The organism is Cupriavidus sp. YAF13 (assembly GCF_052113425.1).
Taxonomy (GTDB): domain Bacteria; phylum Pseudomonadota; class Gammaproteobacteria; order Burkholderiales; family Burkholderiaceae; genus Cupriavidus.
Genome location: NZ_JBFRDD010000011.1, coordinates 119,057 through 143,229, shown reverse-complemented (window position 1 = coordinate 143,229; position 24,173 = coordinate 119,057). Strand labels below are relative to the sequence as shown.

Genomic DNA, 24,173 nt, shown 5'->3' with positions numbered 1-24,173 from the left:
CGAGGTCATGAGCTCAACCCAAACGCCGGGGACCACCGCCCTGCGCCATCGCACCGTGTTGCTGGACGAGGCTGTCGAAGCCCTGGTCTGGCGGCCCGATGGCGTCTATGTGGACGGCACCTTCGGCAGAGGGGGGCACAGCCGGGCAATTCTGGCCCGGCTGGGCCCGGCCGGGGCACTGGTGGCCTTCGACAAGGATCCGGCAGCAATCGCAGAGGCGGGCACCATCAAGGATGCCCGCTTCTCCATTGAGCACACCAGCTTCGCCGAGATGCCGGCGGCGCTGGCGGGCCGGGGAAAGGTCGCCGGGATATTGCTCGACCTGGGCATCAGCTCACCCCAGATCGACGACGCGGAGCGGGGGTTTTCCTTTCGCTTCGAGGGACCGCTGGACATGCGCATGGACACCACGCGCGGCATGACCGCCGCGCAGTGGCTGGCGCAAGCGGATGAGCAAGACATCGCAAGGGTGATACGGGACTATGGGGAAGAACGGTTTGCTGTACAGATTGCAAAGGCGGTTGTTGCTCGCCGGAGCGAACCCGGCCATGGCGGACCGCTTACCACTACTGCCGAGCTTGCCGCGCTCGTGGCGAAAGCCGTCAAAACACGCGAGAAGGGTCAGGACCCTGCGACCCGCACCTTTCAGGCTCTACGGATTCACGTCAATCAAGAGCTTGCGGACCTCGAAAGCGGCCTGAGCGCCGCTTACGACCTGTTGCAGGAAGGCGGGCGGCTGGTGGTCATCAGTTTTCATTCGCTTGAGGACCGCATCGTCAAGCGGTTCATGCAGGCGCACGCCCGTCCGCAGCAGAATGCCGATCCCGCCATGCGCCGCGCGCCCCTGCGCGCGGACCAGCTGCCGCAGCCCACGCTGAAGCTGCTCGGCCGGGTCAAGCCGGGCGCCGAAGAGGTTGCCGCCAATCCGCGTGCCCGCTCCGCAGTGATGCGCGTGGCCGAGAAGCTGCCGTCCCCGGCGTCCCCTTCGTCCGCCTCCACCCAGAAGGCGGGCCGCCCATGAACCGCCTGACTTTCTTCCTGCTGGCTGCCCTGATGCTGTGCGCGCTCTCGCTGGTGAGCGCGCAGCACCAGGCCCGCACCCTGTTCGTCGCCCACGAGCGCGCGCAGGCGGAAGAAAAGCAGCTCGACATGGACTGGTCCCGCTTGCAGTACCAGCAGAGCTCGCTCGGCAAGAGCGCGCGCATCGCGGACGCGGCGCGGACACAGCTGAAGATGACGCCGGTGCTTCCCGGCAGGACCCAATACCTGGCCGGCGTGGTGCTGGACGCGCCGCCCGCCAGCGCGCCCGCGGCTGCAGCACCCGAGGGGAGTAAGCCATGACCATCGCCCGGCCCTCGCAAAACGCCCAGCGCGGCAACCCTTCGCGCCCGCGCACCGGCCAGTTCGCCGCTAGCCCCGTGCTTGGCCTGCGCTTGCCGATGTGGCGCTCGAAGCTGGTGGTGTTCATGATGTTCGCCGCCTTCGTCGCCCTGGCCGGGCGCGCGCTCTGGATCCAGGGCCCGGGCAACCAGTTCTACGAGGCCGAAGGCAAGAAGCGCTTCCAGCGCACGCTCGAGCTGCCCGCAACGCGCGGCAAGATCCTCGACCGCAATGGGCTGGTGCTGGCGACCAGCTTGCCCGTGAAGGCCATCTGGGCGGTCCCGGAGGATGTGCCCGATGAGATCGACGCTGACAAGATCCGCCAGTTGAGCAAGCTGCTCGACATGAGCGACAAGGAGCTGCGCCGCAAATTCACGGAAGACAAGAGCTTCGTCTACCTGAAGCGCCAGGTGCTGCCGGATGTCGCGGACAAGATCGCCGCGCTCAAGATCGAAGGTATTCACCAGACCCGCGAATACAAGCGCTTCTATCCGGAAGGCGAGGCGATGGCGCACATCGTCGGCTTTACCAATGTCGAAGACCGCGGCCAGGAAGGCGTGGAGCTGGCGCGCGAGGGCGTGCTGGCCGGCAAGTCCGGCGCGCGCCAGGTGATCAAGGACCGCCTTGGCCGCGTGGTGGAGGATGTGGGCATCCTCAAGACGCCGCGCGACGGCGAGGACCAGCAGCTCTCCATCGACGCCAAGATCCAGTACCTGGCCTACAACGAGGTTAAGGCCATCGTCGAGCGCAGCAAGGCCAAGGCGGCCAGCGCCGTGGTGCTCGACGCGCAGACCGGCGAGGTGCTGGCGCTGGCCAACTGGCCGACCTACAACCCCAACGACCGCACCCGCCTGTCGGGCGAGCAGCTGCGCAACCGGGTCCTGACCGACACCTTCGAGCCGGGCTCGATGATGAAGCCGATCACGATCGGGCTGGCGCTGCAGCTCAAGCGGGTCACGCCGTCGACGGTATTTGCCACGACCGGCAAGTTCACCTACGAAGGCGCCACCATCAGCGACACCCATAACTACGGTGCGCTGACCGTGGCCGGCATCATTCAGAAGTCCAGCAACATCGGCACGACCAAGATTTCGATGCTGCTCAAGCCGCAGGAAATGTGGGATATGTATAWGAGCGTGGGCCTGGGCCRGGCGCCCAAGATCGGCTTCCCCGGCGCCGTGGCCGGACGGGTGCGCCCATACAAGAGCTGGCGGCCCATCGAGCAGGCGACCATGTCCTATGGCTACGGCCTGTCGGTGTCGCTGTTCCAGATCGCCCACGCTTACACCATCTTCGCCCATGATGGCGAGCTGATCCCGGTCACCATGTTCCGGAACCAGGGCCCGGTCACTGGCGAGCGCGTGCTGTCGCCCGAGGTGGCGCGCCAGGTGCGGGCCATGCTGGAGACGGTGACGGCGCCAGGCGGCACTGCGCCCGAAGCCCAAGTGATGGGCTACCGGGTCGGCGGCAAGACGGGCACGGCGTACAAGCACGTGGGCCGCGGCTACGACCGCAGCAAGTACCGGGCTTCCTTCATCGGCCTGGCGCCGATGTCCAACCCGCGCGTGATCGTGGCCGTGAGCGTGGATGAGCCTACCTCGGGCAGCCACTATGGTGGCGCCGCGGCGGGCCCGGCCTTCTCCGCGATTACCGGCGGCGCGCTGCGCGCGCTCAATGTGCAACCGGATTCGCCGATCCGCCAGTTGGTCGTGAGCGACAAGGTGCAGGAAAGCGAACCGTGGAGCGCGACGCAATGACCCGGACGCTGCTTCCCCTCGAGATCTCCGCCCAGGCCGCCGACGCGCTGGCCTGGCTGCGCCAGCACGCCCCCGCCGGCGCCAAGCTGACCGGCGACACGCGCCGGCTGGCCCAGGGCGACGTGTTCTTTGCCTATGTGCTGGGCAATGCGCGCCTGTCGACCGATGGGCGCCCGCATATCGCCCAGGCGATCGCCCGTGGCGCCAGCGCCGTGGTCTTTGAGGCCGATGGCTTCGCCTGGCCGCATGGCGAAGGCGTGCCGCACCTTGGCGTGTCGAGCCTGCACCAGCTCGCCGGCCCGATTGCTGCCGGCTGGTATGACAACGCCGCGCGCGATCTCGCCGTGACCGGCATCACCGGCACCAATGGCAAGACGTCGTGCTGCCAGTGGCTGGCGCGCGTGCTGCAGGCCGCGGGCAAGCGCTGCGCCACCATCGGCACGCTTGGCACCGGTTTTCCTGACGCGCTCACGGCGACCGGCTTCACCACGCCCGACGCCGTTCAGCTGCAGGACAGCCTGGCCGCGCTGCATGGCGCCGGCGCGCGCGCGGTCGCCATGGAAGTGTCCTCGCACGGCCTGGAGCAAGGCCGCGTGGCCGGCACCCACTTTGCGGTTGCAGTGCTGACCAACCTGACCCAGGACCATCTCGACTACCACGGCACCATGGCCGAGTACGAGGCGGCCAAGGCCCTGCTGTTTCAATGGCCCGGCCTGCGTGCCGCCGTGATCAACCGCGACGATGCCATGGGTGGCCGCCTGCTGGCAAACTCCGCGCTCGCCGCGCAGGTGATCGAATACGGCATCGATGGCGCAGCCGCCCCGAGCCGCAAGACCGGCCAGTGGCTGCGCGCGACCAACGTGCGCGCCACCGCGGCCGGCACCGCCTTCCATGTGGATGGCAGCTTCGGCAGCGCCGATGTCAGCACGCCGATGATCGGCGCCTTCAATGTCAGCAACCTGCTCGCCGTGCTGGGCGCCACGCTGGCCAACGGCATTGCCTGGGACGCTGCCCTCGACGCGCTGCGCACGCTCAAGCCGGTCGACGGCCGCATGGAGTTGTTCGGCGGCAGCCATGGCGGCCAGGACGGGCCGCTGGCGGTGGTCGATTACGCCCATACCCCGGATGCACTGGAAAAGACGCTGGACGCGCTGCGCCCAGTGGCCCAGGCCCGCAAGGGCCGGCTGTGGTGCGTGTTCGGCTGTGGCGGCGACCGCGACCCGATCAAGCGCCCGCTGATGGGCGAAGTGGCCGAGCGGCTTGCCGACGAGGTGGTGCTGACCAGCGACAACCCGCGCAGCGAAGACCCGCAAGACATCCTGAACGCCATTGCCGACGGCATGGCCGACCGCAGCCGCGCGCACCTGATCGAGGACCGCGCAGCCGCCATCCTGTATGCCATCAAGCACGCCACCGCAGCCGACGTGGTGCTGGTGGCCGGCAAGGGGCATGAAGCCACCCAGGAGGTGCAGGGCCGCAAGCGGCCTTTCTCCGACCGCGAGCATGTCCGCCTGACGCTGGGCACGCGTGGGGTGTCAGCATGACGCAATACACCATGACCGATTTGCAGCAAGCCGCCGGCTGGATCGCCGGCGCGCGTCTTTCCGGGCCCGATGGCGCAGCCAGCCGGGCGTTCTCCCGCGTGCTGACCGACAGCCGCACGGTTCAGCCGGGCGACCTGTTCGTCGCGCTCAAGGGCGAGCGCTTCGACGCGCACGATTTCCTGGCCGACGTGGTGGCGCGTGGCGCCGCCGCGGTGCTGGTGGACCGTGAGCCCGACGCCGCGCTTGGCATGCCCGCCATCGTGGTGCCCGATACCCGCCTGGCACTGGGCCAGCTGGCCGCCGGCTGGCGCCGCCGTTTCAGCCTGCCCGCGGTCGCGGTGACGGGCAGCAATGGCAAGACCACCGTCAAGGAGATGATCGCCGCGATCTTCGCGGCGGCGGTAGGGGAGGGCGCCCGCCTGGCAACGGGCGGCAACCTGAACAACGATATCGGCTTGCCGCTGACCGTGCTGCGGCTGTCCGCCGCGCACCGGCTCGCCGTGCTCGAGCTCGGCATGAACCACCCGGGTGAGACCGTCTACCTGGCCAGCATCGCCCAGCCTACCGTGGCGGTGGTGACCAACGCGCAGCGCGAGCACCAGGAGTTCATGGTGAACGTCGAGGCCGTGGCGCATGAACACGCCGCGGCGATCGCTGCGTTGCCCGCAGACGGCGTGGCGGTGTTCCCGCTCGACGCCGAAGGCGGCGGCGCGCATGCGGGCATCTGGCGCCAGGCAGCCGGTGCGCGCCGCGTGCTGTCGTTTGGCCTGGATGCCAGCGCCGATGTCCGCGCCGATGTGGCTCTGGACGACGGCGTGCAAGTGATGCAGGTCAGCGCGCCCGGTGCCGCGTTCGAGGTCCGCCTGTCGGTGCTTGGCACCCACAACGTGTGCAACGCGCTGGCGGCGATCGCCTGCGCGCTGGGCGCGGGCGTCGGCATCGAGGCGATCCAGGCAGGGCTGGCCGGGTTTGCCGCGGTCAAGGGCCGGCTGCAGGTCAAGCATGCCACCGGCGGCACGCTGGTGATCGATGACAGCTACAACGCCAATCCCGATTCGGTACGAGCGGCCATCGACGTGCTGGCGGGGTTTGCCGCGCCGCGCCTGCTGGTGCTGGGTGACATGGCGGAAGTGGGCGACCAGGGGCCGGCCTTCCATACGGAGATCGGCGCCTACGCGAACGCGCGCGGCATCGAGACGCTGTGGGCAACCGGCGAGGCCATGGTGCACGCCGTGCAGGCATTTGGCGCCACAGCCCGGTATTTTGAACGGGCCGAGGACCTCGCCCAGGCGTTGGCGCAAGACAAGGACGGTACCGTGGCGGCGGCAAGCGCGGTACTGGTGAAGGGATCTCGGTTCATGCGGATGGAACGGATGGTCGATGCGCTGGTCGCAAACACTCCCACGCATTAATCGTCATCAACAGTAATTAACGAATCAATCTGATAGCCCGGCCCGACCGGGCGGTTGTCGAAAGGAATACGGACACACGATGTTATTGGCTCTGGCCCAGTGGCTGCAAAACGACTACAGCTTCCTGCGGGTCTTCAACTACCTGACCTTCCGCGCGGTGATGGCTAACCTCACCGCGCTTTTGATCGGGCTCGGCCTTGGGCCGTGGGTGATCCGCAAGCTGACCGAACTCAAGATCGGCCAGGCGGTGCGCACCATCGGCCCGCAGTCGCACCTGGTCAAGGCCGGCACGCCCACCATGGGCGGCGTGCTGGTGCTGGTGTCGATCGCCATCTCCACGTTGCTGTGGTGCGACTGGGGCAACCGCTTTATCTGGGTCGTGATGCTGGTGACCCTGGGCTACGGCGCGATCGGCTGGGTGGATGACTACCGCAAGGTGGTCTATCGCGATCCGCGCGGCATGTCGAGCCGCGAGAAGTTTTTCTGGCAGACCCTGATCGGCCTGGTGGCCGCGGTCTACCTGGCGTTCTCGGTATCGGAAAGCAGCAATGTGCGGGTGTGGGACCTGTTCCTGGGCTGGGTCGAAGGCGGTTTGTCGCTCGACATGCCTTACAAGTCCAACCTGATCGTGCCCTTCTTCAAGGAAGTGAGCTATCCGCTGGGCGTGGCCGGCTTCATCGTGCTGACCTATCTGGTGATTGTGGGTTCGAGCAATGCGGTGAACCTGACCGATGGCCTGGACGGCCTGGTGATCATGCCGGTGGTGCTGGTTGGCAGCGGGCTGGGCGTGTTTGCCTACGTGATGGGCAGTTCGGTCTACAGCAAGTACCTGCTGTTCCCGCATATTCCCGGGGCTGGCGAGTTGCTGATCTTTTGTTCGGCGCTGGCGGGGGCGGGCCTGGCCTTCCTCTGGTTCAACGCGCACCCGGCCCAAGTCTTCATGGGCGACGTTGGCGCGCTGGCGCTGGGCGGCGCGCTGGGCACCGTGGCGGTGATCGTGCGCCAGGAGATTGTGCTGTTCGTGATGGGCGGCATCTTCGTGGTGGAAACGCTGTCGGTGATGCTGCAGGTGGGCTGGTTCAAGATCACCAAGCGGCGCTACGGCGAAGGCAGGCGGTTGTTCAAGATGGCGCCGCTGCACCACCACTTCGAATTGTCTGGCTGGAAGGAAACGCAGGTGACGGTGCGCTTCTGGATCATCACCATGTTGCTGGTGCTGATTGGGCTGTCGTCGCTCAAGCTGCGCTGAAACCAGCGCGTATCTACTAACGCAGTAACGCAAAAAAGGCGGGAATCGAAGTGTTTGGCGAGTTGCAAAAACCTCATGTGCTGGTGCTGGGCCTCGGCGAATCGGGGCTGGCGATGGCGCGCTGGTGCGGCCTGTATGGTGCCCCCGTGCGCGTTGCCGACACGCGCGAGGCTCCCGCCAACCTGGTCTTCCTGCAGGCCGAGCTGCCCTCGGCCGAGTTTCATGGCGGCGCCCTGGCCGAAACGCTGCTGGACGGCATCGAACTGGTAACGATCAGCCCTGGCCTGTCGCCGCTGGAGAGCGATACCGCCGCGCTGCTGGCAGTGGCGCGCGAGCGTGGCATTCCAGTCTGGGGCGAAATCGAGCTGTTCGCGCGTGCACTCGCGCATCTGCGGGCAGAGTCCGGCTACGCGCCGAAGCTGCTGGCCATCACCGGCACCAACGGCAAGACCACCACTACCGCGCTGACCGGGCGCCTGGTGGAGCGCGCCGGCAAGAGCGTGGCGGTGGCGGGAAATATCAGTCCGTCGGCGCTGGACAAGCTGGCCGCCTGCATCGCCTCGGCCACGCTGCCCGAGGTCTGGGTGCTGGAACTGTCGAGCTTCCAGCTGGAGACCACGCACACGCTGGCGCCGCACGCGGCCACGGTGCTCAACATCACCCAGGACCATCTGGACTGGCACGGCAGCATGGAAGCCTATGCCGCCGCCAAGGCTCGGATCTTCGGCCCGGCGCCGGCGCCCGGCGAAGCCGGCTGCCTGCAGATCCTGAACCGCAACGACCGTCTCAGCCTGGATATGGCCCGCCCGGCCGGCGCACTGGTGACCTTCGGCACCGATCTGCCCGAGTTCCCGGGCTGCTTCGGCGTCCAGCGCGAGGGCGGCATGCCCTGGCTGGTGATGGCCGAGCCCGATAGCGAAGCCGAAGGCGAGAACAAGCCGCGCCGCCGCAAGGCCGCTGCCGCCGAGAGCGTGGAAGCCGTGCCGGTGCGCCACAAGCGCCTGATGCCTGCCGACGCGCTGCATATCCGTGGCATGCACAACGCCACCAACGCCATGGCCGCGCTGGCGCTGTGCCGCGCCATCGACCTGCCGATGAACGCGTTGCTGCATGGCCTGCGCGAGTACCGCGGCGAGCCGCACCGCGTGGAGTGGGTCGCCACGGTGGATGATGTCGAGTTCTTCGATGACAGCAAGGGCACCAATGTGGGCGCCACCGTCGCCGCGTTGTCCGGCCTGGACAAGCGGGTGGTGCTGATTGCCGGCGGGGAAGGCAAGGGGCAGGATTTCTCGCCGCTGGCCGCGCCGGTGGCGCAGTACGCGCGCGCCGTCGTGCTGATCGGCAAGGATGCCGGCGAGCTGCGCCGCGCGCTCCAGGACACCGGCGTCACGCTGGCCGATGCCGCCACGCTGGAGCAGGCGGTCACGCTGGCAGCCGGTGCGGCGCAGGGCGGCGACGCCGTGCTGCTGTCGCCGGCGTGCGCCAGCCTCGACATGTTCCGTAATTATGTGCACCGTGCCGAAGTCTTTCGCGCCGCGGTGGAAGAACTGGCGATGTCCAGGGGGATCGTGCCATGAGCGACGCACAGGTCAAGCGTAGCGGCTTTATCGGGGCCACCATCGGCAACGCCTGGGGCGGCCTGCGCGATGCGGTGTCCGGCGTCAAGCCGACGCGCTCGCGCATGATGGAGTACGACCAGCCACTGCTGTGGGTGGCGATCGTGCTGCTCGCGCTTGGCCTGGTGATGGTCTATTCGGCTTCGATCGCGCTGCCTGACTCGCCGCGCTATGCCAACTACCGCGAGAGCCACTTCCTCGCGCGCCACGCGTTTGCGCTGTTCATCGGGCTGTCCATGGGCCTGCTGGCCTTCCAGATCCCGGTCAAGTTCTGGGATAAGTACGCGCCCAAGCTGTTCGTGATCGCGCTGGTGATGCTGATCGTCGTGCTGGTGCCGTTCGTGGGCAAGGGCGTGAATGGCGCACGGCGCTGGATTCCGCTGGGCATCATGAACTTCCAGCCCTCCGAGTTCATGAAGCTGGCGGTGGTGCTGTACACCGCCAACTACACCGTGCGCAAGCAGGAGTGGATGCAGAACGTGGGCAAGGGCTTCCTGCCGATGGGCGTGGCCGTGGTGGTGGTCGGCATGCTGCTGCTGCTGGAGCCCGACATGGGCGCCTTCCTGGTGGTGGCCACCGTCGCCATGGGCATCCTTTTCCTCGGCGGCATCAACGGCAAGCTGTTCGCCGGCCTGGTTGGCGTGGCGGTGGGCGCCTTCGCGCTGCTGATCACGGCGTCGCCCTGGCGGCGCGAGCGGATCTTCGCATATCTCAACCCGTGGGAAGAAGCCAACGCGCTGGGCAAGGCTTACCAGCTCACCCATTCGCTGATCGCCTTCGGCCGCGGCGAGTGGACCGGGGTGGGGCTGGGCGGCAGCATCGAGAAGCTGCACTACCTGCCCGAAGCGCATACCGACTTCATCCTCGCCGTGATTGGCGAGGAGTTCGGCTTCGTGGGTGTGCTGGTGGTGATCGTCTTGTTCTACTGGATGGTGCGCCGCGCCTTTGGCATCGGCCGCACCGCGCTGCAGCTCGACCGCACCTTTGCCGGCCTCGTGGCCAAGGGCATCGGCATCTGGGTTGGCTGGCAGACCTTTATCAATATGGGCGTGAACCTTGGCCTGCTGCCGACCAAGGGGCTGACCTTGCCGCTGGTGAGCTACGGCGGCTCGGGCATTTTGATGAATTGCGTAGCGCTGGCGATCCTGCTACGCATCGACTATGAGAACCGGGTGATGATGCGCGGAGGGAAGGTATGAGCGTAGCGCAGCAGACCGTGGCGCAGCATCACTTGGTTCCGGCGGAGGCTAACTTCCTGCGTAAGCAGGAAGTTAAGCGCAGCGGCCGTAGCCAGAATCACTCAATGATGCGCGGAGGGAAGGTATGAGCGCACCGCGCACCTTGCTCGTGATGGCTGGCGGCACCGGGGGGCACGTTTTCCCCGGGCTGGCGGTCGCGCGCGCGCTGCGTGAGCAGGGCTGGCGGGTGGTATGGCTGGGCAACCGCACCGGCATGGAAGCCACGCTGGTACCCAAGTACGACATCCCGATGGAGTTCATCCAGTTTGGCGGCCTGCGCGGCAAGGGCCCGCTGACCAAGCTGATGCTGCCGCTGAACCTGTTGCGCGCCTTCTGGCAGAGCCTGCAGGCGCTGCGCCGGGTGCGGCCCAATGTGGTGCTGGGCATGGGCGGCTATATCACGTTCCCCGCCGGCATGATGGCCTCGCTGCTGGGGCGCCCGCTGGTGCTGCACGAGCAGAACTCGATTGCCGGGCTGGCCAACAAGGTGCTGGCCAAGGTCGCGGACCGGGTCCTGTGCGCCTTCCCGAATGCCCTGCCGGACAGCGAGTGGACCGGCAACCCGGTGCGAGACGAAGTGGCGCACATGCCGGCGCCCGAAGCGCGCTACGACGGCCGCACCGGCCCGTTGCGGCTGCTGGTGGTGGGCGGCAGCCTGGGCGCGGCGGCACTCAACGAGGTCGTCCCAAAGGCGCTGGCGCTGCTGCCGCAAGGCGAGCGCCCGCTGGTCAAGCACCAGGCCGGCGCGAAGCAGATCGACACGCTGCGCGCCAACTACCAGGCTGCCGGCGTGGCGGCGGAAGCCTTGCCCTTTATCGACGACATGGCGGCGGCATACGCAGAGGCGGATCTGGTGATCTGCCGCGCGGGCGCAATGACCGTGTCGGAGGTGGCGGCGGCAGGCGTGGCGGCACTGTTCGTGCCGTTCCCGCATGCGGTCGATGACCACCAGACCACCAATGCGGAATTCCTCTCGACCCAGGATGCCGCCTTGCTGGTCCAACAGAACGAACTGACCGCGAGCGGGCTGGCGCAGACGCTGGCCTCGCTGTCGCGGCCCCGACTCAGAGAGATGGCGCATCAGGCGCGCGGTCTTGCCAAGCCCGAAGCGACCCGGCGCGTGGCGGAGATCTGCAGCCAGATGGCCAGGGATTGAACCAACGGATTCATGAAGCACATCGTCAAGAATATCCATTTCGTAGGCATCGGCGGCGCCGGCATGAGCGGCATCGCCGAGGTCCTATTGAACCTGGGCTACAGGGTCTCAGGGTCCGACGTGGGCAGCAATGCCGCCACGCGGCGCCTCGCGTCGCTCGGCGCGGCCGTGATGCACGGGCATGATGCCGCCAACGTCAACGGCGCCAATGCCGTGGTGGTATCCACCGCCGTGACCAACGACAACCCCGAGGTGCTGGCCGCGCGCGCCAAGCGTATCCCGGTGGTGCCGCGCGCGGTGATGCTGGCCGAGCTGATGCGCCTGAAGCAGGGCGTGGCCATCGCCGGCACGCATGGCAAGACCACTACCACCAGCCTGGTGGCGTCGGTGCTGGCTGAAGGCGGGCTCGATCCCACCTTCGTGATCGGCGGCCGGCTTAACTCGGCGGGCGCCAACGCGCGCCTGGGCACGGGCGACTTCATCGTGGCCGAGGCCGACGAGTCGGATGCCTCGTTCCTGAACCTGTTCCCGGTGATCGAGGTCATCACCAACATCGACGCCGACCACATGGACACCTACGGGCATGATTTTGCCCGGCTCAAGCAGGCGTTCGTGGAGTTCACCCAGCGCCTGCCGTTCTATGGCATCGCCGTGCTGTGCGTGGACGACCCCAACGTGCGCGAGATCATGCCGTTCGTGTCCAAGCCAATCGTGCGCTACGGCTTTGCCGAAGATGCGCAGGTGCGCGCGGTTAATGCCCGCGCCGTCGACGGCCAGATGCATTTCACCGTGCTGCGCCAGTTGAACGGACACGCAGAGGCGCCGCTGGAGGTGGTGCTGAACCTGCCGGGCATGCACAACATCCAGAACGCGCTGGCGGCGATTGCCATCGCGACCGAGCTGGAGGTGCCGGACGCCGCCATCGTCAAGGCACTGCGCGAGTTCCACGGGGTGGGACGCCGCTTCCAGCGCTATGGCGAAGTGGCCTGCGCCGGCACCAACGAGCAGGGCGAGGCCAAGGGCGCAGGCACCTTCACGCTGGTCGACGACTACGGCCACCATCCGGTCGAGATGGCCGCGACGCTGGCCGCCGCGCGCGGTGCGTTCCCGGGGCGCCGGCTGGTGCTGGCGTTCCAGCCGCACCGCTATACCCGCACGCGCGACTGCTTCGAGGACTTCGTCAAGGTGCTGGGCACCGTGGATGCGCTGCTGCTGGCGGAGGTCTATGCCGCCGGCGAAGCCCCGATTGTGGCCGCCGATGGCCGCGCGCTGACGCGCGCGCTGCGCGTGGCAGGCAAGGTTGAACCCGTTTTTGTGGAGCAGATCGACGAAATGCCGCAGGCTATCCTGAACGCCGTGCGTCCCGGCGATGTGGTGGTGACGATGGGCGCGGGCACGATTGGTACCGTGCCCGGACAACTGGTTTCGCAGCAAGCCGGGGGGCRGGCATGAGCTTCGTCGCCCATCCCAATATCGATCCCAAAGCGCTGGGCAAGGTTGGCGTGCTGCTCGGCGGCCGCTCGGCCGAACGCGAGATCTCGCTGCTGTCGGGCAACGGCGTGCTGGCAGCGCTGCGCTCGCGCGGCGTCGATGCCCATGCCTTCGATCCCGGCCTGCAGTCGGTGGCCGAGCTGGCCACGGCTGGCTTTGACCGCGTCTTTATTGCCCTGCATGGCCGCTACGGCGAGGACGGCACCATCCAGGGCCTGCTCGAGCAGCTCGGCGTGCCCTATACCGGCAGCGGCGTGCTGGCCTCGGCGCTGGCCATGGACAAGCAGGCCACCAAGCGCCTGTGGACCACGCACGGCCTGCCGACGCCGCGCTTCGCCATGCTGCACGCCGATACCGATTTCGACGCCGTGGTGGCCGACCTGGGCCTGCCCCTGATCGTCAAGCCGGCGCGCGAGGGCTCGTCCATCGGCCTGTCCAAGGTGACCGAAGCCGGCCAGATGCGTGCCGCCTTCGAGAAGGCCGCGGCGCTGGACAACGACGTGATCGCCGAAACCTTTATCGACGGCGCGGAGCTGACCTGCCCGATCGTGGGGGAGGGCGCTACCGCCGAAGCGCTGCCGGTGATCCGCATCGTCGCCCCCGGCGCGAACTACGACTATCAAAACAAGTACTTTACTGACGATACCCAGTATCTGTGCCCATCGGGCCTGCCGGCCGATGTGGAAGCCGAAGTCCGGCGCCTGGCGGTGCAATCCTTCCGCGTGCTGGGTTGCCGCGGCTGGGCGCGTGCCGACGTGATGCTCAGCGCCGACAACAAGCCTTACCTGCTCGAGATGAATACCTCGCCCGGCATGACCGGCCATTCGCTGGTGCCGATGGCGGCGCGCGCGGTGGGCATCAGCTACGAGGATTTCGTCATGCAGGTGATTGCCGCGGCCACGCTGGACCTGCATCCCAGCGCGGCCTGGAAGCCCGATTGAGCATGGACCGAGCCAACACTGAACCCTGACTGACCGGAACCGGGACAACCCAACGCCATGTGGCACAACACTCGCCTGCTTAACCTGATCGCCTCCACGCTCTATGCGCTGGTGGCGATGATGGCGTTCGCGGCCGGCTTGCTATGGCTGGCGCAGCGGCCGGTGTTTGCCATTACCCACGTCGAGCTGGTGTCGATGGAAGGCGGCACCCTGCGCCATGTCAATGCGCCGAGCGTGCGCGCCAACGCGCTGGGCAAGCTGTCGGGGAGCTTTTTCACGCTCGACCTGAATGAGGCGCGCCAGATCTTCGAGTCGGTGCCCTGGGTGCGCCGTGCCAGCGTGCGGCGCGAATGGCCCAACGGGCTGGCGGTCGAGGTCGAGGAGCACGAAGCCCTCGGTACGTGGGGCAATGCCGACAGTGGCCGCCTGATCAACACTTATGGCGAAGTTTTCGTCGCCAATCCGGCCGAAGCCGAGGAAGATGCCCAGTTGCTCGCACTCGATGGCCCGCCGGACAGCGAGGGCGACGTGGTGGACAAGCTCGAAGTCATGCGCGAGTGGTTCAAGCCGCTGAAGGTGGAGCCGCTGGCGGTCACGCTGTCGTCCCGCTACGCCTGGCGCGCCAAGCTCTCCAACGGCATGGTGGTGGAGCTTGGCCGTGAACAGAACGACGAGGAGCGCGACGCCATGGGCCAGCGCGTCAAGCGCTTCGTGGTGGCCTGGCCCCAGGTCACGGAGCAGTGGGGCAAGCAGATCGAGTATGCGGACCTGCGATACCCCAATGGGTTCGCGATTCGCGCGGCTAACGTGCGCTTCCTGACCGATGCCCAGGCAGCGGCGGCGGCCAAGGCGAGAGCGGCCGGTTCCAGCACGAGCACCAGCGCGAACACGAACGCCAGCACCAATCCGAACAACAATCCGACGCGACTCAAGAGTAAGAACGCGGAGAAAAACCGATGAGCAAGGAATACAAGGACCTACTGGTCGGTCTCGATATCGGCACTTCCAAAGTGGCCGCGGTGGTGGCGGAGTTGCGCCCCGACGGCAGCTACGAAGTGATCGGGATGGGCCAGTCAGAGTCCAAGGGTCTGAAGAAAGGGGTTGTGGTCAATATCGAGGCCACGGTGCAGTCCATCCAGCGTGCGCTGGAGGAGGCTGAGCTGATGGCCGACTGCAAGATCTCCGAGGTGTTTACCGGCATTGCCGGCAGCCATATCCGCAGCTTCAACTCCAGCGGCATGGTGGCGATCAAGGACAAGGAGGTCACCCAGACCGATGTGGCCCGGGTGATCGAGACCGCCAAGGCGGTCAATATCCCGACCGACCAGCAGATCCTGCACATCCTCACGCAGGAATTCATCATCGACGGCCAGGAGGACGTGCGCGAGCCGATCGGCATGAGCGGCATCCGCCTGGAAGTGAAGGTGCATATCGTCACCGGCGCGGTCAGCGCGGCGCAGAACATCGTCAAGTGCGTGCGCCRCTGCGGCCTGGAGGTGCACGACCTGATCCTGCAGCCGCTGGCTTCCAGCCTGGCGGTGCTGACCGAGGACGAGAAGGAACTCGGCGTGGTGCTGGTCGACATCGGTGGCGGCACCACCGATATCGCCATCTTCAGCGAAGGCGCGATCCGGCATACGGCCGTGATCCCCATCGCCGGCGACCAGATCACCAACGACATCGCCATGGCGCTGCGCACGCCCACGCCCGACGCCGAGGACGTCAAGATCCAGTACGGCATCGCCAAGCAGGCCATCGCCGATCCGGAAGACATGATCGAGGTCCCTGGCGTGGGCGACCGCGGCACGCGCTCGCTTTCGCGCCAGGCGCTGGCGGCCGTGATCGAGCCACGTATCGAGGAGCTGTACTCGCTGGTGCACCAGGTGGTGCGCGAGTCGGGCTATGAAGAATTGCTGTCGTCGGGGGTCGTGATCACCGGCGGCACCGCGATGATGCCGGGCATGGTGGAACTGGGCGAGGACATCTTCCTCAAGCCGGTTCGGGTCGGCGTGCCGGAATATCGCGGAAATTTGCACGAAGTAGTAAAGAGTCCGCGCTATTCGACCGTAATGGGACTACTGCTCGAAGGCCGCGTGCAGCGCATGCGCGGGCGCAAGGTAGCGGTGCAGAGCGGCTCGGTCAAGCAGGTGTGGACCCGCATGAAGGAATGGTTCGTCGGCAACTTCTGAACGTTGCAGGCGACTGGATGGCACTGGTTTGAATGGCTGGCCTGTCCACCGAATGGCGGGCAGGCCGTTGAACACGCAGTTTTTTGATGGTTTCTTGTTCAGTAACCAAGGGTTGCGGCGGGGAGGCTGCAGCGTTTGGCGGCTGATTCTTCTTGGAGGCAGTGATGGACTTTGACATGATCGAAACGGAATTGCAGGACGGCACCATCATCAAGGTGATCGGCGTGGGCGGCGCGGGCGGTAACGCTGTGCAGCACATGATCAGCCGTGGCGTGCAAGGCGTCGAATTTATCTGCATGAACACGGATGCGCAGGCGCTCAAGCGCTCCAGCGCTTCGCGCGTGCTGCAGCTCGGCAACACCGGCCTGGGGGCCGGTGCCAAGCCGGAGGTCGGCCGCAATTGCGCAGACCAGGCGCGCGAGCAGATCGCTGACTCGCTGCGTGGTGCGCACATGGTCTTCATCACTGCCGGCATGGGCGGCGGCACCGGTACCGGCGCTGCSCCGGTCGTGGCCCAGGTKGCCAAGGAAATGGGCATCCTGACCGTGGGCGTGGTCAGCAAGCCCTTCGAGTTCGAAGGCGCGCGCCGCGCCAAGGTGGCGGAAGCTGGCTCGGGCGAGCTGGAGTCCTGCGTCGATTCGCTGATCGTTGTGCTCAACGAAAAGCTGTTCGAAGTGATGGGCGATGACGCCGAGATGGACAAGTGCTTCCAGTGCGCCGACGACGTGCTGCACAACGCGGTTGCCGGCATTGCCGAGATCATCAATGTCGATGGCCTGGTGAACGTCGACTTCGAAGACGTGAAGACGGTCATGGGCGAGCAGGGCAAGGCCATGATGGGCACGGCCACCGTGTCGGGCGTTGACCGCGCCCGCCTGGCTGCCGAGCAGGCTGTCGCCAGCCCGCTGCTGGAAGGCGTGGACCTGTCGGGCGCACGCGGCGTGCTGGTCAACATCACGGCCAGCCGCTCGCTCAAGCTGTCGGAAACCAAGGAAGTCATGAACACCATCCGCAGCTACGCCGCGGAAGATGCCACCGTGATCTTCGGCACGGTGTACGACGACGCCATGGGCGATGCACTGCGCGTGACGGTGGTGGCGACGGGCCTGGGCCGTTCGGCCAAGAAGCAACAGCCGATGACCCTGCTCAAGACCGGTACCGACAACATGCCGGTGCAGATGATGGGCAACATGACCAGCAACGTGGGCGTAAGCCACAGCAGCGCGCCGGACTATAGCAATCTGGACACGCCGGCGGTATGGCGCAGCTCGCGCGAGTCTGCGTCCGCCCACGTGGCTGCGCTGCAGGAAAAGGGCGTGGATACGTACGACATCCCGGCCTTCCTGCGCAAGCAGGCGGACTGAGTTGGCTCGGCAAGGTGCCGGCAGGGCCGGTTGCCAGCAGGCCGCGACCCCGGACCAGCGAAACACGCAAGCGCTCCCTACGCTCGTGTTCCGCCCGGTGGTTTCGAACTGAGCGGCAACCCGCCAGGCTGCCCTTTCGCTGACCCTCAGGCTGCATCCCGTCGCCGGGACAGGCGTGCCTCCGGCCGCCTCCCCGGACTGGTCTCCCGCCCCTCCCGGCCGGGATGTGCCGTCGTCCGCGCGCCGATCGCAAGATCGGCGCGCGGATTTATTTCGAGAACAGTGCGGCCCGCAGCATGAAGAGCCGCCTTGAAGTGATGTAGTCGTCGCGCGTCACACAGCGCGAGCGCCCGATGTTCCCTGCGCGAGAGCCTGGGCACCGCTTTGTCGGAGGATGCCGACGACGCAGCGGGCGGTGAACCGCCTTGGGCACCCGCGGTGGGCGCACTATGATGCTAAACAGGGTTTTTACCGAGACAGGAAGACACAGCATGATCCCTATTGGAGCGCGTGTGCCGGACGCCACGCTGAATGAATTCTTTGAGGTCGAAACCGGCGGCTGCGCCCTTGGGCCCAATGCCTTCTCAGTGGCGGAACTTGCGCGTGGCCGCAAGATCGTGGTGTTCGGCCTGCCTGGCGCCTTTACGCCGACCTGTTCCGCCAAGCATGTGCCGGGCTTTGTCGCGCAGGCAGACGCGCTGCGCGCAGCCGGCGTGGACGAGATCTGGTGTGTATCGGTCAACGACGCCTTTGTCATGGGCGCCTGGGGCCGCGAGCAGAAGACCGGCGACCGTGTGCGCATGATGGCCGACGGCAGTGCCGAATGGACCCGCCGGCTGGGCCTGGAGCAAGACCTGACCGCGCGCGGCATGGGTGTGCGCTCCAAGCGCTATGCCATGGTGCTTGACGATGGCGTGGTGTCCCATCTGTGGCTTGAAGCGCCCGGCGAGTTCAAGGTCAGCAGCGCCGAAGCCGTGCTGGCCGCGTTGCGCGCGTAATACGAGAGTGTGTCAGGACACGTCAAAGAAATGACGTTTTGCGCACTTACGGCGATTTATTTCTTCTTGATAACACACCGAAACAAAGTGATGCAGCGCAGCAAACGAAGCAGTGGTAAAATCGCTATATTGGAAAGTGTACTTGATAGATTTTAATAATAGCTGAGACTGTCATGCTAAAACAGCGCACCATCAAATCCCTGGTCAAGACCGTTGGCATTGGTTTGCACTCGGGCCGTAAAGTGACGCTGACGCTGCGCCCGGCCCCGGTGGATACCGGCATCGTATTCACTCGCGTCGACCTGCCCGAAACGGTCGAAATCGTCGCGAGCGCGTCGGCCATTGGTGACACGCGCCTGGCGTCGGTCCTGCAGAAGGACGGCGCACGCGTCTCGACCGTGGAGCATTTGATGTCCGCCTGCGCGGGCCTTGGCATCGACAACCTGTATGTGGATGTCGACGCCGAAGAAATCCCCATCATGGATGGCAGCGCCGCGTCGTTCGTTTTCCTGCTGCAGTCGGCCGAGATCGAGCAGCAATCGGCGCCCAAGCGTTTCATCCGCGTGAAGAAAGCCGTGGAAGTGCGTGAAGGCGACAAGCTGGCGCGGCTGGAGCCCTTCTTTGGCTTCAAGCTGGCGTTCACCATCGATTTCCGCCATCCTGCGGTGGACAAGACGGGCCAGACCTTCGCCATTGACTTCGCCGACACCAGCTATGTGCGCGAAATCGCCCGCGCCCGCACCTTCGGCTTCGCCCATGAAGTGGAAGCCCTGCGCGAGATGGGCCTGGCGCGCGGCGGCAGCCTGGACAATGCGATCGTGCTCGACGAGCACCGCATGCTGAACAACGAAGAACTGCGCTACGGCGACGAGTTCGTGCGCCACAAGATCCTGGATGCGATTGGCGACCTGTACGTGGTCGGGCATCCGCTGATTGGCGCGTATATCGCCAACAAGTCCGGGCACGGGCTCAACAACCAGCTGTTGCGCGCATTGCTGGCCGATCAGGAAGCCTACGAGATGGTGACGTTCGAGCGCGTCGAGGATGCGCCGCCAGCCTTCCTGCCGCAGTTGGCGCCGGCGTTCGCGTAGCGCGGGAAGGGAAGGGAAGGGAAGCCAGGGCCGCTGCACGGTCCCATGAAAAAGCCGGCCGCCAGGCCGGCTTTTTCACGTTTGGGCGTCGAATCGGCTCCCGCCGACGCTTTTCAGCGATGGTGGGACAACAGCGTATTCAGCGCATCGCGCAGCGGCGATTCGGGTAGTTCCTGGGCCAGCTGGGTCAGGCTGGACAAGCCGGTCGCCGACATCCGCGCCACCTTGGGCTTCACCACTGGCCCGGTGTCCCAATCGCTCTGCCGCCCGACCTCCGGTTGTACCCTCACCCGGATTGCGGTAATCTGCGATCCCCGCTGTTGCAGTCTCGAAAGTAGCGTCGGGACCACTTGCCGGACTCGTGCCGCTGCGGCCCCATGGGCTGCAAGCAACAGTAAAGTTCGCTCCGACTGGCCTTGCCCGATGCCGCGGGCGTCTTGCTTGACGCCGGCTACAGCGATGCCATCCTGCAGTCCGCGTGGCAGGAGCGATAGCACCTCAGCCTCCAGTACCGCCAGTTCCCGTGCCGTCTGCATCAGGGCCGAGACCGGGCCAGCCTTGTCCAGCCAGTCGTTAAGCGGCTTGGCGGCGGGCGTCTGGAGGGCGTAATGGGTAAACATGCGCATGCGCGCATTCTAGCGTGCCGTTCGCGCCAGTGCGGCGGCTTATGCGCCGCGGCTGCCCGGCGCCGGCCGGGCATGAGAAGGAGTTGCGCCATGCAGATCATCGTGCTTCACCCACGCCTACCGCGTGTTCGCCATTTCACCCTGTCGCGGGGCAAGGTCCTTGCCGGCATCGCGTTGCTGTGCCTCGTCGTTGCGCTGGTGTCGTCTGCCCTGACCTGGATCGTGGCGCGCTCGGGCATGACAGCGCCGGCCCGCGCGCCGGGCGACGATGCTTACCTGCGGGCCAACCTCAATGTGCTCGCGATCCGCGTCGGTGAGATCCAGGCCCGGATGGTGCGGCTGGACGCGCTTGGCGAGCGGGTCTCAGGGCTTGCCGGCATCGCGCCCAAGGAATTCAACTTCCAGCAGCCACCCGGGCGCGGCGGCCTGGCTGCATCCGCGCAGTCGCGCACCTCGAGCCTGCCGGAGCTGCAGCTCGCGCTGGCACGCCTGTCGGACCAGGCCGAGCAGCACGCGGACTATTTTGACGTGGTGGCGAGCACCTTGCTGGACCGCCGGAGCGAGAGCCGCCGTGTCCCGCGCGTGCTGCCGGTGGCGAGCGGATACGATGCATCCGGCTTCGGCTGGCGTTTCGACCCGTTCAGCGGGCGCCGCACCCCGCATGATGGTGTGGATTTTTCGGCACCCACGGGTACCCCGATCGTGGCGGCGGCCGGCGGCGTGGTGGTGGCGGCGGAATGGCATCCAGAATATGGCAACCTGATCGACATCGACCACGGCAACGGCCTCAAGACCCGCTATGCGCACGCGTCCAAGCTGCAGGTGAAGGCCGGCGACCTCGTCAAGCCTGGCCAGCAGATCGCCCTGGTGGGCTCCACCGGGCGCTCCACCGGCGCGCACCTGCATTTCGAGGTGCATGTGGACGGTGTGCCGCAAAACCCGAATCGCTTCCTGGCCATCGCCAAGCCTGCGCCGGCCCAGGTCGCGCAGGCGCCGGACCCCACCGATCGCAATCTCATCCGTTGAAGAACCGGGGCGCCGCCCCGATGTCGGAAGGATTGGATGTGCGGGTTGTGTCCGGGCCGTCAAGTGGCGGGGGACGCGTGGTGTGGTTTGCACAGCGTTTCACCTGCCGCTTGGTTCCGGTCGTGACCCGCGCGCATGATAAACTCGGCGTTTTGCGCCAATCTTCCTATTTCCTCGCGCGGTCCGCCCTGGGCAGCCGGCCAAGCCGGCGGCTAGGCCGCCCTAGTGCGTACCACGGCGGCGTACCACTCGCGTAGGTGAAAGCAATCGATGATCACGGGCCTTCTCAAGAAAGTCTTCGGCAGCCGTAATGAACGGCTGATCAAACAATATGGCAGGACCGTCGCGCAGATCAATGCGCTGGAACCGAAGTTCGAGGCACTTTCGGATGACGACCTGCGTGGCATGACCGAGATTTTCCGGCAGCGCCATGCCGCCGGGGAGTCGCTCGAGGCRTTGCTGCCCGAGGCTTTCGCGGTGTGCCGCGAGGCCAGCAAGCGGATCATGAAGATGCGCCACTTTGACGTCCAGCTGATTGGCGGCATGGTGCTCAACGACAACAAGATCGCTGAAATGCGCACCGGCGAGGGCAAGACCCTTACCGCGACGCTGCCGGTGTACCTCAATGCCATTACCGGCCGCGGCGTGCACGTTGTCACGGTCAACGACTACCTGGCTCAGCGTGACGCCGAGTGGATGGGGCGCCTGTACAACTTCCTCGGCCTGTCGGTCGGCGTGAACCTGTCGCAGATGCCGCACGACCAGAAGGCCGCTGCCTATGCGTCCGACATCACGTACGGCACCAACAACGAGTTCGGCTTCGACTACCTGCGCGACAACATGGTCTATGACCCTGGCCAGCGCGTGCAACGTCCGCTGAACTACGCCATCGTCGACGAGGTGGACTCGATCCTGATCGACGAAGCGCGCACGCCGCTGATCATCTCGGGCCAGGCGGAGAACCAGACCGACCTGTACCAGCGCATGAACGGCGTGCCCAAGCTGCTGGTGCGCCAGATCGGCGAGGAAAAGGCCGACGGCACCGGCGTCGAGAAGCCGGGCGACTACTTCGTCGACGAAAAGGGCCACCAGGTCTACCTGACCGAGGCGGGCCACGAGAAGGCCGAAGAGATCCTGATGCAGCAAGGTCTGATCGGCGAGGGCGAATCGCTCTACGCGCCGCAGAACATCACGCTGATGCATCACCTCTACGCCGCGCTGCGCGCGCAGAGCCTGTTCCATCGCGACCAGCACTATGTGGTGCAGAACGACGAGGTCGTCATCGTCGACGAGTTCACCGGCCGCCTGATGACCGGACGGCGCTGGTCCGACGGCCTGCACCAGGCCGTGGAAGCCAAGGAAGGCGTGACGATCCAGCAGGAAAACCAGACGCTGGCGACGATCACCTTCCAGAACTACTTCCGCATGTACGAGAAGCTGTCCGGCATGACCGGCACGGCCGATACGGAAGCCTACGAATTCCAGGAGATCTACGGCCTGGAAGTGGTGGTCATCCCCACCAACCGTGGCGCCCAGCGCAAGGACTTCCAGGACCAGATCTACAAGACCTCGAACGAGCGCTACGACGCCGTGGTGCGCGATATCCGCGACTGCTACGAGCGCGGCCAGCCCGTGCTGGTGGGCACCACCTCGATCGAGACCTCGGAATACCTGTCCGGCCTGCTCGACAAGGCCAAGCTGCCGCACCAGGTGCTTAACGCCAAGCAGCACGAGCGCGAAGCCGAGATCGTGGCGCAGGCGGGCCGCCCCAAGATGATCACCATCGCCACCAACATGGCGGGCCGTGGCACCGACATCGTGCTGGGCGGCAACGTGGAGAAGCAGGCTGGCTTCATCGAAGCCGACGAAAGCCTCGCCGACGCCGACAAGGCCGCGCGCATTGCCCATCTGGAAGGCGAGTGGCAGTCGCTGCACGAGCAGGTCAAGGCCGCTGGCGGCCTGCATATCGTGGGCACCGAGCGCCATGAGTCGCGCCGTATCGACAACCAGCTGCGCGGCCGTGCCGGCCGCCAGGGCGATCCGGGCTCGTCCCGCTTCTACCTGTCGCTGGACGACCAGTTGCTGCGCATCTTCGCCGGCGACCGCGTGCGCGCCATCATGGAACGCCTGAAGATGCCGGAAGGCGAGCCGATCGAAGCGGGCATCGTCACGCGCTCGATCGAATCCGCCCAGCGCAAGGTGGAGGGCCGCAACTTCGATATCCGCAAGCAACTGCTGCAGTACGACGACGTGGCCAACGACCAGCGCAAGGAAATCTACAAGCTGCGCAACGAAGTGCTCGAGTCGCAAGACGTGGGCGAGATGGTGAAGAACCTGCGCCAGAGCGTGCTGGTCGAGATGTTCCGCGACCACGTGCCGGCCGACACCATGGAAGAGCAGTGGGACATCAAGGGCCTGGAGACCAAGCTGCGCGAGGAATGGTCCCTGGACGTGCCGCTGGCCGCGACCATCGAGGCCGCCCAGAGCATCGAGGACGAAGTGCTGCTGGACAAGATCATGCACGCGGCCGACGAGCGTTACGACGCCAAGGTCAACCAGGTTGGCCGCGAATCGTTTGCTGGCTTCGAGCGCTCGGTGATGCTGCAAAGCATCGACACGCACTGGCGTGAGCACCTGGCCGCGCTGGATCACCTGCGCCAGGGCATCCACCTGCGCGGCTATGCGCAGAAGGATCCCAAGCAGGAGTACAAGCGCGAGTCGTTCGAGCTGTTCGCCCGCCTGCTGGACGTGATCAAGGTGGAAGTCACCCGCGTGATCTTCAACGTGCAGATCCAGTCGCCGGAAGAGCTCGAGCAAGCTTCGGAGCAGATCGAGGAAGGCCTGTCGCACCTCGCCAACGTGCAGTACAAGCACGAGGAGTTCGACGAGGCCACGCAGGGCGCGGAGAGCGTGGGCAGCAGCGCGCCCGAGCGCGCCGGCATTGCCTACGCCGCCGCGGCGGAAGCTGCGGGCATGGCCAAGGTGGGGCGCAACGATCCCTGCCCATGCGGCTCCGGCAAGAAGTTCAAGCAGTGCCACGGCAAGCTCAGCTAAGCCGCGCACCGTGAAGTCAGCAAACATGCCCGCGCAAGCGG

19 protein-coding genes are annotated in these 24,173 nt (G+C 66.2%); 18 read left to right on the top strand and 1 reads right to left on the bottom strand.

The window, feature by feature from the left end:
- Positions 1 to 7: 7 nt before the first annotated feature.
- The 16 genes from rsmH to lpxC all read left to right on the top strand — a co-directional run bounded on the left by rsmH (position 8) and on the right by lpxC (position 19,426).
- Positions 8 to 1,021 carry a 16S rRNA (cytosine(1402)-N(4))-methyltransferase RsmH gene (rsmH, locus tag AB4061_RS12125; RefSeq protein ID WP_441633983.1) on the top strand — a complete coding sequence of 338 codons (1,014 nt, stop codon included), beginning with the start codon at positions 8 to 10 and terminating at the stop codon, positions 1,019 to 1,021.
- Positions 1,018 to 1,341, top strand: coding sequence for a cell division protein FtsL (gene ftsL / locus AB4061_RS12120; protein ID WP_441633981.1), 324 nt, complete (start codon positions 1,018 to 1,020; stop codon positions 1,339 to 1,341). Before rsmH ends, ftsL begins: the two co-directional genes overlap by 4 nt.
- On the top strand, positions 1,338 to 3,137 hold the full coding sequence (locus AB4061_RS12115) for a peptidoglycan D,D-transpeptidase FtsI family protein (RefSeq protein ID WP_441633979.1): 1,800 nt from the start codon (positions 1,338 to 1,340) through the stop codon (positions 3,135 to 3,137). Before ftsL ends, AB4061_RS12115 begins: the two co-directional genes overlap by 4 nt.
- Positions 3,134 to 4,681 (top strand): UDP-N-acetylmuramoyl-L-alanyl-D-glutamate--2,6-diaminopimelate ligase, encoded by a 1,548-nt coding sequence (locus tag AB4061_RS12110; RefSeq protein ID WP_441633977.1) that lies wholly within the window; start codon positions 3,134 to 3,136, stop codon positions 4,679 to 4,681. The genes AB4061_RS12115 and AB4061_RS12110 overlap by 4 nt, the downstream gene beginning before the upstream one ends.
- The gene (locus AB4061_RS12105) at positions 4,678 to 6,093 is read left to right on the top strand and encodes a UDP-N-acetylmuramoyl-tripeptide--D-alanyl-D-alanine ligase (RefSeq protein WP_441633975.1); all 1,416 of its coding nucleotides are present in this window, start codon (positions 4,678 to 4,680) and stop codon (positions 6,091 to 6,093) included. The genes AB4061_RS12110 and AB4061_RS12105 overlap by 4 nt, the downstream gene beginning before the upstream one ends.
- Positions 6,094 to 6,172: 79 nt before the next feature.
- Positions 6,173 to 7,342 (top strand): phospho-N-acetylmuramoyl-pentapeptide-transferase, encoded by a 1,170-nt coding sequence (gene mraY / locus AB4061_RS12100; protein WP_017227540.1) that lies wholly within the window; start codon positions 6,173 to 6,175, stop codon positions 7,340 to 7,342.
- Between the two features lie 50 nt (positions 7,343 to 7,392).
- Positions 7,393 to 8,919, top strand: a complete 1,527-nt coding sequence (gene murD, locus AB4061_RS12095) for a UDP-N-acetylmuramoyl-L-alanine--D-glutamate ligase (protein WP_441633972.1) — start codon at positions 7,393 to 7,395, stop codon at positions 8,917 to 8,919.
- Positions 8,916 to 10,157, top strand: coding sequence for a putative lipid II flippase FtsW (gene ftsW, locus AB4061_RS12090; protein ID WP_441633971.1), 1,242 nt, complete (start codon positions 8,916 to 8,918; stop codon positions 10,155 to 10,157). Before murD ends, ftsW begins: the two co-directional genes overlap by 4 nt.
- Positions 10,158 to 10,281: 124 nt before the next feature.
- Positions 10,282 to 11,352 carry an undecaprenyldiphospho-muramoylpentapeptide beta-N-acetylglucosaminyltransferase gene (gene murG / locus AB4061_RS12085; RefSeq protein ID WP_441633969.1) on the top strand — a complete coding sequence of 357 codons (1,071 nt, stop codon included), beginning with the start codon at positions 10,282 to 10,284 and terminating at the stop codon, positions 11,350 to 11,352.
- A gap of 12 nt (positions 11,353 to 11,364) precedes the next feature.
- Positions 11,365 to 12,804 (top strand): UDP-N-acetylmuramate--L-alanine ligase, encoded by a 1,440-nt coding sequence (gene murC / locus AB4061_RS12080; protein ID WP_441633967.1) that lies wholly within the window; start codon positions 11,365 to 11,367, stop codon positions 12,802 to 12,804.
- Positions 12,801 to 13,784, top strand: coding sequence for a D-alanine--D-alanine ligase (locus AB4061_RS12075; RefSeq protein ID WP_441633965.1), 984 nt, complete (start codon positions 12,801 to 12,803; stop codon positions 13,782 to 13,784). Before murC ends, AB4061_RS12075 begins: the two co-directional genes overlap by 4 nt.
- 57 nt (positions 13,785 to 13,841) lie before the next feature.
- Complete coding sequence (locus AB4061_RS12070) at positions 13,842 to 14,744, top strand: cell division protein FtsQ/DivIB (protein ID WP_441633963.1); 903 nt, start codon at positions 13,842 to 13,844, stop codon at positions 14,742 to 14,744.
- On the top strand, positions 14,741 to 15,973 hold the full coding sequence (ftsA, locus tag AB4061_RS12065; RefSeq protein WP_441633961.1) for a cell division protein FtsA: 1,233 nt from the start codon (positions 14,741 to 14,743) through the stop codon (positions 15,971 to 15,973). Before AB4061_RS12070 ends, ftsA begins: the two co-directional genes overlap by 4 nt.
- A gap of 164 nt (positions 15,974 to 16,137) precedes the next feature.
- On the top strand, positions 16,138 to 17,337 hold the full coding sequence (ftsZ, locus tag AB4061_RS12060; protein ID WP_006162527.1) for a cell division protein FtsZ: 1,200 nt from the start codon (positions 16,138 to 16,140) through the stop codon (positions 17,335 to 17,337).
- A 491-nt stretch (positions 17,338 to 17,828) separates the two neighbouring features.
- On the top strand, positions 17,829 to 18,335 hold the full coding sequence (locus AB4061_RS12055; protein WP_441633959.1) for a peroxiredoxin: 507 nt from the start codon (positions 17,829 to 17,831) through the stop codon (positions 18,333 to 18,335).
- Between the two features lie 173 nt (positions 18,336 to 18,508).
- The gene (lpxC, locus tag AB4061_RS12050; protein WP_441633957.1) at positions 18,509 to 19,426 is read left to right on the top strand and encodes a UDP-3-O-acyl-N-acetylglucosamine deacetylase; all 918 of its coding nucleotides are present in this window, start codon (positions 18,509 to 18,511) and stop codon (positions 19,424 to 19,426) included.
- Between the two features lie 113 nt (positions 19,427 to 19,539).
- Here the strand turns inward: lpxC and AB4061_RS12045 are convergent, their stop codons facing one another.
- The gene (locus AB4061_RS12045; RefSeq protein WP_150986814.1) at positions 19,540 to 20,052 is read right to left on the bottom strand and encodes a DciA family protein; all 513 of its coding nucleotides are present in this window, start codon (positions 20,050 to 20,052) and stop codon (positions 19,540 to 19,542) included.
- Positions 20,053 to 20,142: 90 nt separating this feature from the next.
- Between AB4061_RS12045 and AB4061_RS12040 the strand changes: the two genes are divergently transcribed.
- Together AB4061_RS12040 and secA are read left to right on the top strand one after the other, a co-directional pair.
- On the top strand, positions 20,143 to 21,078 hold the full coding sequence (locus AB4061_RS12040) for a M23 family metallopeptidase (RefSeq protein WP_441633955.1): 936 nt from the start codon (positions 20,143 to 20,145) through the stop codon (positions 21,076 to 21,078).
- 270 nt (positions 21,079 to 21,348) lie between these two features.
- Positions 21,349 to 24,132, top strand: coding sequence for a preprotein translocase subunit SecA (gene secA, locus AB4061_RS12035; RefSeq protein WP_441633953.1), 2,784 nt, complete (start codon positions 21,349 to 21,351; stop codon positions 24,130 to 24,132).
- Positions 24,133 to 24,173: the final 41 nt, after the last annotated feature.